Source organism: Streptomyces sp. NPDC034111 (assembly GCF_055575375.1).
Genome location: NZ_JBVIST010000001.1, coordinates 323,195 through 336,295 on the forward strand (window position 1 = coordinate 323,195; position 13,101 = coordinate 336,295).

A 13,101-nucleotide genomic window follows, 5' to 3' on the forward strand; every position below is an offset into this window, starting at 1 on the left:
GTGGGCCACAGCGGGGCGTGCGGGGGCGGGCCCGGGCGAAGCGGAGCGCGGCCATGAGCGGCCGGGCGCGGCTGGCGCTGTGTGCGGTGGTGGCCACCCTGTGTGCCGCCTGCGCACTGCTGCCGCTGGTGGACCCGGTCAGCTGGGTGTTCCAGGCGGCGGCGCTGCTGGCGGTCATGACCGGCGTGGGCGCGCTGGCCCGCCGGGTGCCGCTCGCCCGACCGCTGACCATCGGCGCCCAGGTGCTGGTCACCGTCATGCTGCTGACCCTGCTCTGTACCCCTGGCGAGGCGATCCTCGGGCTGGTGCCGGGGCCGGACGCGGTCGCGGAGTTCGGCCGGCTGGTGCAGGGCGGCGTCCAGGACGTCGGCCGGTACGCCATCCCGGCCCCGCTCACCCCCGGTATCCGGCTGCTGCTGGTCGCCGGGGTGCTGGTGATCGGGCTGATCGTGGACGCGCTGGCGGTCACGTACCGCAGCGCCGCCCCCGCCGGGCTGCCGCTGCTCGCGCTCTACTCGGTGGCGGCCGGGCTGTCCCAGGGCGGCGCGAGCTGGCTGTGGTTCCTGATCGCGGGGGCCGGCTATCTGCTGCTCCTGCTGGCCGAGGGCCGCGACCGGCTCTCCCAGTGGGGCCGGGTGTTCGGCGGAGCGGGCGGACCAGGCGGGGGCTTCGCCTCCGAGGAGGGCGCACCGGCAACGGCCCCGGTCCGTACCGGCCGCCGGATCGGCGCGCTGGCGCTGGGGATCGCGCTGGTGGTGCCCGCCGTGCTGCCCTCCCTCGGCGGCGGCCTGCTCGCCCGTACCGGCAACGGCCCCGGGCCCGGCGGCGGTGGGGGGACCATCTCCGCGGTGAACCCCCTGGTGTCACTACAGGACAGCCTCAACCAGCCCGAGGACAAGGAAGTCCTCAACTACCGCACCACCGCGTCCGATACCCGCGATCTGTATCTGCGGATCGTCGCCCTCGACCAGTTCGACGGTGCGACCTGGAAGCCGTCCGAGCGCACGGTCACCGACGTCCCCGACCGTCTTCCGGCGCCGGCCGGCCTCAGCCCCACGGTCGACCTCAACCGAATCAACACCTCCATCTCCACCGCCGAGTGGTACGCCCAGAACTGGCTGCCGCTCCCCTACCCGGCGTCCAGGGTGGACCTCTCCGGCCGGTGGCGTTTCGAGCCCCAGGGCCGCACGCTCGTCGGCGACCGCGGGCAGAACACCCGCGGCATGCAGTACCAGGTCGAGAGCCTCCAGATCCGGCCCACCTCCCGGCAGCTGGCCGGCGCCCCGGCACCCCCCGCGGACCTGCTGCGCGAGTACACCAAGGTCCCGGACTCGCTCCCTGCGGCCGTACGCTCCACCGCCCGTCAGATCACCCGTGGCGCAACGACCGCCTACGCCAAGGCCGTCAAGCTCCAGGACTGGTTCGCGCTCTACGGCGGCTTCACGTACAACACGGACGTCCGGGCGGGCAGCGGTGCCCAGGCCATCGCGCGGTTCCTCCAGGAGAAGCAGGGCTTCTGCGTCCACTTCTCGTTCTCGATGGCCGCCATGGCCCGCACGCTGGGCATCCCCGCCCGGGTCGCGGTCGGCTTCACCCCCGGCACCAAACAGCCCGACGGCACGACCTCGGTCAGCCTCAGGGACGCACACGCCTGGCCCGAGCTGTACTTCCAGGGCATCGGCTGGACCCGGTTCGAGCCCACGCCGAGCCGGGGCAGTATCCCGGACTATGCCTCCACGGACACCTCGGGCCCGGCCGATCCCGCGAGTCCGGCGCCCGAACCGTCCCGGGCCGGGACCCCCTCGGACGGTCCGTCGACGGCGCCTTCCTGCGGCCCTGGTGAGCAGCGGGCGGACTCCGGTACGGGGTGTGTGACGCCGCCCGCGCAGGCCGGCCCTCGCCCACCGGACGGCGGCCCCTCCCCCTGGCTGGTGACCGGCATCGCGCTCGCCGCGCTGCTGATCCTGCTGCTGCCCGCGCTCCCGCTGCTGTGGCGGCTGCGCAGACGCGCCCGGCGACTGGCGCTCGCCGGTCCGGACGGCGACGTCGCGGCGGCCACCCTCGCCGCCTGGCAGGAGCTGCTCGACACCGCCTGGGACTTCGGGATCCTGCCGGACGATGCGCTCACCCCGCGCAAGGCGGCCGCGCGCATCATCCGCATCGGAGAACTCCAGCCGGAGCCCGCAGCGGCCGCGCAGCGGGTGGCCGCGGCGGTGGAGCAGGTGCTCTACGCCCCGCAGCCACAGGCCGCGAGCGGTCTGCCCCTGGACGTCCAGCGGGTACGGGCCGGGTTGCGGGACGGCGCGACCCGTGGCATACGCCTCCGGGCCCGGCTGGCCCCGCGCTCCGCGGCCCGGCTCCGCTGGGCCTGCACCGCCCGCTGGACGTCCCTGGTCCACCGGCTGCGCACCAGCCGCCCTGTGACGTCCGTACGGCGCGCGATGGCCGCCCTCCGGCCCGGGCGGCAGGGGGCGTAAGCGCACGCAGCGCGGGCGGCAGGGGGGCGGTGCGCCTCACGGCAGCCGCGCGGCCCCCGTTGCCGCCCGCACAAAAACGTGCTGTGGCCGCCCGATCCTGTTCGGGCGGCCACAGCACGGAGCTTGAAGAGTGCGAAAACGTGCAGCGACGGGGCGAGAAGAGAGCCGGAGGGCCTGCCCGGCCCGTCGGCTCAGTGGCCCTGTTGCTCGTCCCTGCGTCGCTGCCAGCGGTCCTCGATGCGGTTCATCATCGAGCGGCGCTGCCTGGGCTGACGGCGCGCCGGGGCGCCTGGGCCGCCTGCGCTCTGCCCGTCACCCGGCTTGGGAGCCTTGCGCCATCCCGTGACCGCCAGCACGGCGCAGCCGAGCATGACGAGGAAGCCCACCACACTGATCCAGATCTGCTGCGCGACCATGCCGGCCATGAGCAGGGCGATACCCACCAGGAAGCCCGCGACCGCTTGGTAGACCCGTCGCCGGGTGTACGTACGCAGCCCGCTTCCCTCAAGCGCTGTCGCGAACTTGGGATCTTCGGCGTACAGCGCTCGCTCCATTTGCTCGAGCATGCGCTGCTCGTGCTCCGAGAGCGGCACGGAGTCCTCCTACTCGTCGGTCGCGGGGGGCGACCGGGTGCGACCCTTTCAGGATAGGCAGGGAATCGCCCCCGTGAAACCCGCCCCTCGACGCCAGTTCACTGTCCGGGCCGCCGTGGCGACCGGTGGTGATGCTGCCTGCATTCCCCACCCGCCTGTCCGTCATGCCGGAACGTCGTACCCCGATCATACGGGGCGAAGGGGCTGATCGGGTGGTCTGTGGCCGACCGCACGCGGTGGCCGGGTGCTCCGGTGGGTCAGTCGCGCTCGGCGAGGACGTGCAGCTGAGTGGCCACGGCGTGGAAGGCGGGCTGCTCGGCGGCGGCCGCCTCCAGCTTCAGCAGGGCGTCCATGGCGCCCGGTTCGGTGTCGACCAGCACACCGGGGACCAGGTCGGCGAAGACCCGCACACCGTGGACCGCGCTGACTTCCAGGCCCGTGGCGGCCACCAGCTCGGTGAGCTGGTCGGCAGTGAACCGACGGGGCATCGGGTCGCCCTCGCCCCAGCGCCCGGCGGGGTCGGTGAGGGCCTGGTGGGCCTCGGTGAAGTGGCCCGCGAGGGCACGGGCCAGCACGGCGCCGCCGAGGCCGGCCGCGAGCAGGCTGAGGGTGCCGGCCGGACGCAGCGCGTCGACGGCGTTGCGGACGCCCTCGGCCGGGTCGTCGACGTACTCCAGCACGCCGTGGCACAGCACGGTGTCGTAGCCGCTGCGCTCGACGACATCGAACAGGCCGTGGGCGTCGCCCTGGACGGCGCGTACCCGGTCGGCTACGCCTGCCTCGGCGGCGCGGCGCTCCAGGGCGAAGAGCGCGTTGGGGCTGGGGTCGACGACGGTGACACGGTGGCCGAGGCGAGCGACCGGCACGGCAAAGTTGCCGGTGCCGCCGCCGGTGTCCAGGACATCCAGGGCGTCACGCCCGGCAGACTTGACCCGGCGCTCCAGGGCGTCCTTGAGGACCTCCCAGACCACGGCGGTACGAAGGGAAGCGCGCGGGCGCAGCGGGTCAGACACGGCGGGTGGCTCCTCGGCGGGGGCATGAACATCCAGTCGTCCACCACCCTATTGCGTCCCACGCCATCCGCCGATCGCGGAGCAGTAGGGAGGGGAGATATCGGGCATACCTTGTTGCGGGCATTCCTTGTCGCGGGCGCTCCTTGTTGCGCGCACTCCTTTTAACGGGCGCTCCTTGTCGCGGACGCTTCTCTCCTTTCCCCTCCCCCCGGGGCCCCGCCCCAACCCACCCGCCCCACTCCTCCACCACTCCCCGGCCGGACAAGGACCAGGCGCCGACCGGGCCCGGTCGGACCGGGACCGGCCACGCCGGCGCCTGGCCGGCCGGACCGGGAGCTCACCGCAACCTCGGCCCCGTCCCCGGGCTGCATCTCGCCGGTCCACACGCGCCCCCAGGCCGGACATCCCTCACGCCGGGCCTCCAGGCCTCCGGGCCTCCGGGCCTCCGGGCCTCCTACGGGCTGGAGCCCCTCAAGCCGGGGCCCCTCAACCGGGCCGGACCTGCCATTGCCGGCCCCGCGTCACCCCGCTCGCTGGGGCGGCAGTGACGGCTGGAGGAGGAGCATGCGCTCCACCAGGCGCAGGAACATCGCGACGTCCCGCAGGAGATCGTCCGCGTCACGGCGGCTGGCCGCGCCGGCTATGCCCGCCTCCGCCTTGGCCCGGCGGGCGGCGCCGGCGGCGAACAGGGCGCTCCACTCGGCGAGTTCGGGGGCGACCTCGGGCAGCACCTCCCAGGCGCTGCGAATACGCTGCCTGCGGCGCACCGTGGTCTCCGGCCGGCCGCGGACGGCGAGGACGGCGGCGGCGGTGCGCAGCGCGGCCAGATGGGCGGTGGCGAACCGCTCGTTGGGGGTTTCCAGGGTCTGTGCTTCGTCGAGGCCGTGCTGGGCCTGTGCGAGCAGGTCGAGGGCGGCGGGTGGTGCGGCCGCCCGTCGCAGGACGGGGTGGACATCGCTCGGGGGACCGTACGCAGCGGAGCTGCCCCCGTTGGGACGAGCTGCCATGACGAACCTCCTGTCGTCGCATGCCGGTTCGGGACCGAATGCCGATTCGGACCGTATGACCCCATCGTGAGGTACACCACTGACAATCGGCCCTGACCTGCGCTTCCGCCGGAAATGGGGGGACAGGGGCGGGGCCGGGAGGGGGGCATGGCGGGGCACGGCGGGGGCAGACGGGGCCAACGGGGAGGCGGGACTCGGGGCTGATTCCCCACACCCCCTTGCGGAACGTGGGGTTGGATGCTGCATACTTTTTAAACTGACCAGTCAGTTCAAGGAGGGATCGTGGACAGCACCCCGCACGGGGCGGCGGTCACCGCGACGGGATTCGGACTCGAGGGCCCCCGCGGATGGGCGTTCCGGAACATCGACATCACCGCCGGACCCGGCTCGCTGATCGCCGTGCAGGGCCCTTCGGGCTCGGGCCGTACGTGTCTGCTGCTCGCGCTCACCGGCCGGATGAAGCCCGCCGCCGGCACCGCCGAGATCGGTGGGCTGCCGCTGCCGAAGAAGATGGCCGCGGTCCGGGCCGTCACCGCGCTCGCCCATGTGCCGGGGGTCGCCGAGCTCGATCCCGCACTGACCGTGGGCGAGCACCTGCGCGAACAGGCCTTGTTGCAGGGCCGGTTCGGCGGCTCGCTGCGCGCCCTGTTGCGGCCGCGCCGGGAGCGCAGGGCGGAGGCCCGCGCCCTGGTGGACGGCGCCCTGGAGGCGGCCGGGCTGGACCTCGATGCACTGCCCAAGGGGATCCGGACGTCCGTGCGCGATCTGGAGCGGCTGGAGGCGCTGCGGCTGTCCGTGGCGCTGGCACTGATCGGCGGGCCGCGGCTGCTGGCCGTCGACGACACGGATCTGAAGCTGTCCGACGGGGAACGCGCGGCGGCCTGGGCGATGCTGCGCGGCCTGACGGCGGCCGGCACGACGGTCCTCGCGGTGTGCAGTGAGCCGCCCGAGAGCGAGGAGGGGCTGGTGCTGGTGCATACGGGAGACCGCCAGGAGCAGACCCTCCCGGAGCAGGCCCTCCCGGAGGCCGCCACCGCCGACGCGCCGCAGGCTGGCGCGCACGGCGAGCGGGACGTACCCGGCGAGCAGGACGTACCCGGCGCGCCCGGCGCCCACGAGCAGGACCCCCCTGAGGACCCCCACCAGCAGGACTCCCCCGACGGCCCCCACGAGCCGGACGCACGCGACGGGCACCAGGAGCACGACGACGAGGAGGGGGCGGCCGATGCGCTCGCCGAAACTGGCCGCGCTTGAGCTGAAGCGGTTCGGGAGGGGGAAGCTGCCGCGCGCGGCGCTGGCCGCCCTTCTGCTGCTGCCGCTCCTGTACGGCGCGCTGTACCTGTGGTCCTTCTGGGACCCCTACGGGCGGCTGGACAAGGTCCCGGTCGCGCTGGTCAACGAGGATCAGGGCGCCGAGGCCGGCGGGAAGCGGATCTCGGCGGGCGAGGGCATCGTCGAGGGGCTGGCCGACAGCCACACCTTCGACTGGCGCCCGGTGGACGCCGAGGAGGCCGCCAGGGGCGTCGAAGACGGTACGTACTACCTGTCGCTGACCGTCCCGAAGGACTTCAGCCGGCGGATCGCCTCCAGTTCGGGTGACCACCCGGAGACCGGCGCCCTCAAGGTGCGGACGAACGACGCGAACAACTACATCGTCGGGCAGATCTCCCGGACGGTGTTCTCCGAGGTGCGCGCGGCGGCCTCTAAGAAGGCGTCGCGCACCTTCCTCGACAAGATCTTCGTCTCCTTCTCGACCCTGCACGGCAAGACCGAGCAGGCCGCCGACGGCGCCGACCGACTCAAGGACGGCATCGGGCGGGCCAAGGAAGGCTCGGGCAAACTGGCCGACGGCCTGGGCACCGCGAAGGACGGCAGCGGCCGACTGGTCACCGGCCTGGGCGACCTCGACGCGGGCGCCGGGCGGCTCTCCCAGGGCAGCTCCGACCTCGCGCGGGGAGCCGGTACGGCCGCCAACGGCTCCCGCCAACTGGCCGACGGCTCCCGGCAGGTGGCCGACGGGACACAGGAGCTGGCCGACACCGTCAACGGCTTCGCCGGCAAGGTGGGGCCCTTCGTCCGGGCGCACGGCAAGGAGATCGGCGAGGCGGCGCGACTGGTCGCGGACGGCTCGCAGGCGATCCGCGACCACTTGGGCAAGCTGCCCGCGGCGGCGGCCACCGGGGCGAAGCTCTCCCGGGGGATATCCGACCACCTGGCCACGTACTACCGGCTGCACTGCGAGAGCGGCCTCAGCCTCGACACCTCCTGCACCGAGCTGAAGCAGCTCAGGGACCAGGCGGCCACGGCGGCGGACAAGGCCGAGGAGGTCAGCGGGTACGTCCACGACCAGAAGAACCTCGACCAACTGGGCCGGGACCTGGACACCCTGCACTACCTGGCGAGCGAACTGGCCGAGCACGGGCCGACGCTGGGCGCCGACATCGACGCCGCGGTCAAGAAGATCAACGACCTCAACACCGGGGCGCACAAGGTGTCCGCGGGCGCCCGCAAACTGGCCGCGGGCAACGCCCGGCTGGCCGCCGGCGCGGACAAGCTCGACGACGGGACGCACACACTGCACCACGGCACCGGCCGGGCCGCGTCCGGTATGGACGATCTCGACTCCGGTGTGGGCAGGCTGAAGGACGGCGCGCACACCCTGGACGGCGGCCTGTTCAAGCTCTCCGACGGCTCGCAGAAGCTGGCCGGCGGGCTGCACGACGGGGCGAAGCAGATCCCCGACTACGGCAAGAAGGACCGCGACGCGCGCACCCTGGTGATGTCCGACCCGGTGCAGCTCGCCTCCGGCTCCGCCCACAAGGCGCCCAACTACGGCACCGGGTTCGCCCCGTACTTCATCCCGCTGTCCTTGTGGGTCGGCGCCATGGTGGCGTACATGCTGATCCAGCCGCTCAACAGGCGGGCGCTGGCGATGGGGGCGTCCTCCTGGCGGGTGGCGGTCTCCGGCTGGCTGCCGGTGGTCGGGGTGGGCGTCCTCCAGACCGCGGCGCTGATGTCCGTGCTGCACTTCGGGCTCGGGCTCCAGATGGCGCGGGCGGCCGGCACGATCGGCTTCCTGGTGCTGGTCACGGCCTGTTTCTCGGCGATCGTGCAGTGGCTGAACGCACAGTTCGGACCGGCCGGCCGGATCCTGGTACTGGCGCTGCTGATGCTCCAGCTGACCTCGGCGGGCGGTACGTACCCGGTGCAGACCAGCCCCGGATTCTTCGGCGCCATCCACCCCTATCTGCCGATGAGTTACATCGTGGAGGGGCTGCGCCGGCTCATCACGGGCGGTGGGCTCGCTCCCGTATGGCAGGGCAGTGCGGTGCTGCTGGCGTTCACCGCCGGGGCGCTCGCACTGACGTCCCTGACGGCACGCGGCCGCCAGGTGGTACGCATGAAGGACCTGCATCCGGAGCTGAGCCTATGAGCGCCCACCCTCCCCCAGCTACCGCTGGGAGGTGCCCCCAGCCCGCCACCGCCCTGCCGGAGGCGCTACGCGCCGCGCATCGATTCGCCAGTACCGGCACAATCGCCCCCATGGACAGCTCCAATACACGCCGCGACGCCACCCGGCGGAAGCTCTTCGAGGCCGCGGTCACGCTCATCGCCGAACAGGGCTTCTCCTCCACCACGGTGGACGAGATCGCCGAGCGGGCGGGCGTCGCGAAGGGCACGGTCTACTACAACTTCGCGAGCAAGAACGTTCTCTTCGAGGAGCTGCTGCGGCACGGCATCGAGCTGCTGGCGACCTCCTTGCAGGCGGCCGCCGAGGAGGTCGCGGACCGGGGCGGCAGCCGGATCGACGCGCTGGACGCGATGATCCGCGCCGGTCTGGACTTCATCTCCCGTTACCCGGCGCTCACCCAGCTCTACGTCGCCGAGCTGTGGCGCACCAACCGGGCGTGGCAGTCGACGCTGATGGTGGTGCGTGAGCGGGCCATCACGGTGGTGGAGGACGTGCTGCGGGAGGCGGTGGCCAACGAGGAGCTGAGCGAGGAGATCGATATCCCGCTGACCGCCTCGGCGCTGTTCGGGATGGTCCTGGTGGCCGCCCTGGACTGGCAGTCCTACCAGCCGGACCGGTCGATCGACGAGGTGCACGCGGCGCTGTCGCGGCTGCTCCAGGGGCGGGTCAGCGGCCGTCCCGCCTAGGGCCTGTCTGTGGGGAGTTGAGTGCGCGCCGCATGGTCAGGTGCGGCGCGCACCCCCGTGGGCCCGCACGAAAAAGTGCGCTGCCCTGGCGCGGATCGTTCCCCCGTCGATCCGACCAGGACAGCGCTTCCCCCGTGCTCCCCCGTGGAGCCCCCGTGCTCCCCCGTGTTCCCCCGTCACGGCCGGGAGCCGCGCCGTTCCGCCGCCCCGTGTCGGCGGTGCGGCGCCGCTTCCCTTCCGCGACGCCTACTCTTCCGTTCCGGCCGGTTCAGGCCCATCCGCGTACCTACTCATCTGGGCGTCTGAGTACGGATACTCAAAGCTGAGCACCGGCCCCCACCGGCGGCCTACGATCTCCGTCGTGTCCGTACTTCCCTTGGTTTTCACCAGTGGCTGGGCGAGCGGGATCAACGCCTACGCCGTCGTCCTGCTCTTCGGCCTGCTCGGCGCGACCGGCGTCTCCGACGAAGTGCCCGCGGCGCTCCAGCGCCCCGATGTGCTGATCGTGGCCGGGGTGCTCTTCCTGTGCGAGGCGGTCGCCGACAAGATCCCGTACGTGGACTCGGTCTGGGACGCCGTGCACACGGTGATCCGGCCGGTCGCCGGCGGCGTGGTGGCGGCGCTGCTGGCCGGGCACAACGGTTCGCTGCCCGAGCTGGCCGCGGGCGCCGTAGGAGGCTCCACGGCGCTGCTGAGCCATCTGGTCAAGGCGGGTACGCGGATCGCGGTCAACACCTCGCCGGAGCCGGCCAGCAACATCGTGCTGAGCATCGTCGAGGATCTGGGCGTCGCCGGGATCATCGCTTTCGCCGTGTTCCATCCGGTGGCCGCCGCGGTCATCGCGGGCACGCTGCTGGCCGCGGGGATCACGCTGGTGATCGTGCTCTGGTCGCGGATCCGCCGGTTCCTGCGGCGCCGGCGCCAGCGGCGCGAGGAGAAGCGGCTGGCCGCGGCGGGCGGCGCGATGCCGGCGGCGGGCAGTACGGTGCCGCCGGCGGGCTGAGCGCGCACTGCGGCCGGGGCCGGCGGCGGCCGTGCGGGCGTTGTCAGTGGGTCCGGATAAAGTCGCAGGCATGGCACGGATTGCAGTGATCGGCGCCGGGATGGGCGCGATGGCGGCCGCTGCCCGGCTGGCCGTCGCGGGCCACCGGGTGGCGGTGTTCGAGCGTGGCGCGACGCACGGCGGCGCGGTGCGCCGGCTGGCGCGGGACGGCTTCGCGTTCGACACGGGTCCGGGCCTGCTGCATCTGCCGGCGGTCTACCGCGATCTGTTCCTCAAGACCGGGCGTGAGCCGCTGGAGAGCTGCGTCGAGCTGACCCAGGTCGACCCCGCGAGCCGCCATGTCTTCGCCGACGGTACGGCCGTCTCGCTGCCGAACGCCTCGCGGGCCGGCGTCCTTACGGCCCTGGACGAGGCGCTGGGGGCGGGCGCGGGTGAGCGCTGGAGCGCCCTGGTGGGCCGGGCCCGCGATGCCTGGGACGCCACCCGCCGGCCGCTGCTGGAGGAGCCGTTGTGGCAGGACTGGCGGGTGCTGGGGCGCGATCCGTATCCGGCGGTGCGGCGGCGCGGGCTGTTCGGCCGCGGCAAGGGCCCCACGACCGCCACCCTCGCCGAGGTCGCCCGCCGCGAGCTGTCCGACCCCCGGCTGGTGGCGCTGCTGGAGAGCCATGCCCTGGCGTACGGCTTCGATCCGCGCAGCGCCCCGGCGAGCGCCACGGTCCTGCCGTACATGGAGCAGACCTTCGGGAGCTGGTATCCGCGCGGCGGCATGCGGGCGCTGGCCGATGCGCTGTACGAGCGGTGCCTGGCGCGCAAGGTGGAGTTCACCTTCGGTGCGGAGGTGACCGCGATCGTCGAGAAGGACGGCCGGGCGGCGGGGGTCGGGCTGGCCGACGGGCGGGTCGTCGAGGCGGAGTTCGTGGTCGCGGGCCTCGATCCGGCCCGGCTGCCGGCGCTCCTCGGGGGGCGACAGCCGTACGGGGAGGACGAGGTGCGGCCGGCGGACGGCGCCGGCGAAGGGGCGACGGGGCGGCTCACGGTCTGTCTGGCGCTACGCGGCGCGCGGGAGCCGGGCGCGGTGCACCGGACCGTCGTCCATGCCGCGGACCGCGCGGCGGAGCTGGCCGGGGTGTTCGGGGACGGCGCCGGTCTGCGGACGCCGTGCGCGCGGCCGACGGTGACGGTGCTGCGCCCGGACGATCCCACCACCCGGCCCGACGACGGTCATGAGGCCGTGGTGCTGACCGCGACGGTGGCGCCGCACGGCCCGGCGGTCCGGTGGGACGGCGCGGCGGCCGAGGCGGCTGCCGACCGGCTGGTGGAGGTCGCCGAGGCGGCCGTTCCGGGGCTTCGGGAGCGGGTGCTGTGGCGTGAGGTGCTGCCGCCCGCGGACGGCGAACGGGTGCCGGGGCCGGCGCTGGCGGGCCGCGAGGGCCGTTTTCTGCGGCCCGGCAACCGCACCCGGATACCGGGGCTCTACGCGGTCGGCGGCTGGTCGCACCCGGGCGGCGGGCCGGCGCATGCCGGGATGTCCGGCGCGCTGGTGGCGGGCCTGATCGTGAACGGCGACGACTGGCACGGCTCCACGTAGGCGGCCTGGGCGCCGCGGTCCGCCGCGGGCCGGTGGTTCAGTAGCGGTAGGGCTGCCCGTCGTAGCCTTGCTGCTGGTACGGCGGGTAGGGCTGCTCGGGCGGGAGTTCGCCGTCGCGCTGCTGGGGGACCCAGACCCCGTCGGGCGGTGTCTCGCCGTAGCCCTGGCCCGGGTTCTGGCCGAGCGGCTGCCCCTGTGCGTCGTACTGCTGGGCGCCGTAGGGCGGCTGGGCGTACGGGTCGGGCTGGGCGTAGGGGTCGTAGGGCGCGGAGTACTGCTGGGCGCCGGCGTACGGGTCGGCGTAGGGCGCCTGCCCGCCCTGGCCGAGGCCGTCGCCGTACGCGGCGTAGGGGTCGCCGTAGACGTCCTGGGCGGCCGCGGGCTGGCCGTAACTGCCGTCGTAGGGGTAGCCGTTGCCGTCGCTGCTGCCGTTGTCCGGGGTGCCGCCGTAGGCGCCGTAGTCCCCGTAGCCGCTCTGTGTGGCACGGGCGTCGGGGCTGTAGACGCCGTACTGGCCGGTCTCGTCGGGCATCGGCTGCGGGGCGTAGACGGGGGCGGCGCCGGCCGTGGTGTAGTCGTCGAAGGCGGCCGGGGGCGGTGCGTCGAAGGACTGGGTGGCGAAGACGCTCTGGTCCTGCGGGTCCTCGTACGGGTCCTGGTTCCGGTAGCCGCCGTCCGCGCCGTACCCGTCCGCGCCGTACCCGTCGGCCTGGTAGCCGTAGGAGCCCTGGCCGCCGTAGGTGCCCTGGCCCGCGTAGGTCTCCTGGTTCGGGAAGCCGGGGCTCTGGAAGCCGCCGGTGCTCTCGAAGGTGTCCGGGCCCCCGTCGGTGCCGCCCCGGCCGGGGCCGTCGACGGGCGGTTCGCCGGCCGGTACCGCCTCCAAGTCCGAGACCTGGAGCGTCGGTTCGGCCGCGGGCGGGCCGGAGCGGCGGCCCCGGCGGCCCGTGCCCTCGCCGACCCCGCCGGGCCTGCCGGGCTTGGCGCCGAGCGCCCAGCCGGTGGTGAAGCCGCGCCGGAAGGAGAGCGTCACTTGGGTCTGGCCGATGGCAAAGGCGATCAGGCCCACCCCGATCACGATCACCGAGGGGATGATGACGCCGACGACCACGCCGAGGAAGCCGGCGAAGGCGAGCAGCCGCCAGCGCAGCCGGGCCTTGTACTGGAGCAGTACCTCACCGAGCAGCCACAGGGCGACCAGACCGAACGCGATGTAGAGGATCGTCCAGCCCATATACGCCCCTCTTCCGCCGCTCGCCCGCAGC

The 13,101-nt window shown here is 73.7% G+C and carries 10 protein-coding genes; 6 read left to right on the forward strand and 4 right to left on the reverse strand.

Annotation, left to right across the window (positions count from 1 at the left end):
- The first annotated feature begins 53 nt into the window (after positions 1 to 53).
- Entirely contained in the window at positions 54 to 2,477 is a 2,424-nt protein-coding gene (locus tag ACZ55A_RS01450) for a transglutaminase TgpA family protein (RefSeq protein WP_468831407.1), read from the forward strand.
- A 191-nt stretch (positions 2,478 to 2,668) separates the two neighbouring features.
- On the opposite strand, the gene ACZ55A_RS01455 is transcribed toward ACZ55A_RS01450, so the two are convergent.
- The 3 genes from ACZ55A_RS01455 to ACZ55A_RS01465 all read right to left on the reverse strand — a co-directional run bounded on the left by ACZ55A_RS01455 (position 2,669) and on the right by ACZ55A_RS01465 (position 5,090).
- Positions 2,669 to 3,070 (reverse strand): DUF3040 domain-containing protein, encoded by a 402-nt coding sequence (locus ACZ55A_RS01455; RefSeq protein WP_468831410.1) that lies wholly within the window; start codon positions 3,068 to 3,070, stop codon positions 2,669 to 2,671.
- A 257-nt stretch (positions 3,071 to 3,327) separates the two neighbouring features.
- Positions 3,328 to 4,083: a methyltransferase gene (locus ACZ55A_RS01460; RefSeq protein ID WP_468831413.1), complete on the reverse strand. Its 756-nt coding sequence runs from the start codon at positions 4,081 to 4,083 to the stop codon at positions 3,328 to 3,330.
- 521 nt (positions 4,084 to 4,604) lie between these two features.
- Positions 4,605 to 5,090 (reverse strand): SAV_6107 family HEPN domain-containing protein, encoded by a 486-nt coding sequence (locus ACZ55A_RS01465; protein ID WP_468831416.1) that lies wholly within the window; start codon positions 5,088 to 5,090, stop codon positions 4,605 to 4,607.
- Between the two features lie 282 nt (positions 5,091 to 5,372).
- On the opposite strand from ACZ55A_RS01465, the gene ACZ55A_RS01470 reads away from it, so the two are divergent.
- The 5 genes from ACZ55A_RS01470 (at position 5,373) to ACZ55A_RS01490 (ending at position 11,839) form a co-directional block, all read left to right on the forward strand.
- Entirely contained in the window at positions 5,373 to 6,344 is a 972-nt protein-coding gene (locus ACZ55A_RS01470) for an ATP-binding cassette domain-containing protein (RefSeq protein WP_468831419.1), read from the forward strand.
- Positions 6,316 to 8,523 (forward strand): YhgE/Pip family protein, encoded by a 2,208-nt coding sequence (locus ACZ55A_RS01475; RefSeq protein ID WP_468831422.1) that lies wholly within the window; start codon positions 6,316 to 6,318, stop codon positions 8,521 to 8,523. Before ACZ55A_RS01470 ends, ACZ55A_RS01475 begins: the two co-directional genes overlap by 29 nt.
- A gap of 110 nt (positions 8,524 to 8,633) precedes the next feature.
- Positions 8,634 to 9,248, forward strand: a complete 615-nt coding sequence (locus tag ACZ55A_RS01480) for a TetR/AcrR family transcriptional regulator (RefSeq protein WP_468831425.1) — start codon at positions 8,634 to 8,636, stop codon at positions 9,246 to 9,248.
- A gap of 361 nt (positions 9,249 to 9,609) precedes the next feature.
- A complete protein-coding gene (locus ACZ55A_RS01485) occupies positions 9,610 to 10,251 on the forward strand; it encodes a DUF4126 domain-containing protein (protein WP_468831428.1) in 642 nt (213 codons plus the stop codon).
- A gap of 70 nt (positions 10,252 to 10,321) precedes the next feature.
- Positions 10,322 to 11,839: a phytoene desaturase family protein gene (locus tag ACZ55A_RS01490; protein ID WP_468831431.1), complete on the forward strand. Its 1,518-nt coding sequence runs from the start codon at positions 10,322 to 10,324 to the stop codon at positions 11,837 to 11,839.
- Between the two features lie 37 nt (positions 11,840 to 11,876).
- On the opposite strand, the gene ACZ55A_RS01495 is transcribed toward ACZ55A_RS01490, so the two are convergent.
- Complete coding sequence (locus ACZ55A_RS01495) at positions 11,877 to 13,070, reverse strand: hypothetical protein (protein WP_468831434.1); 1,194 nt, start codon at positions 13,068 to 13,070, stop codon at positions 11,877 to 11,879.
- Positions 13,071 to 13,101 lie beyond the last annotated feature (31 nt).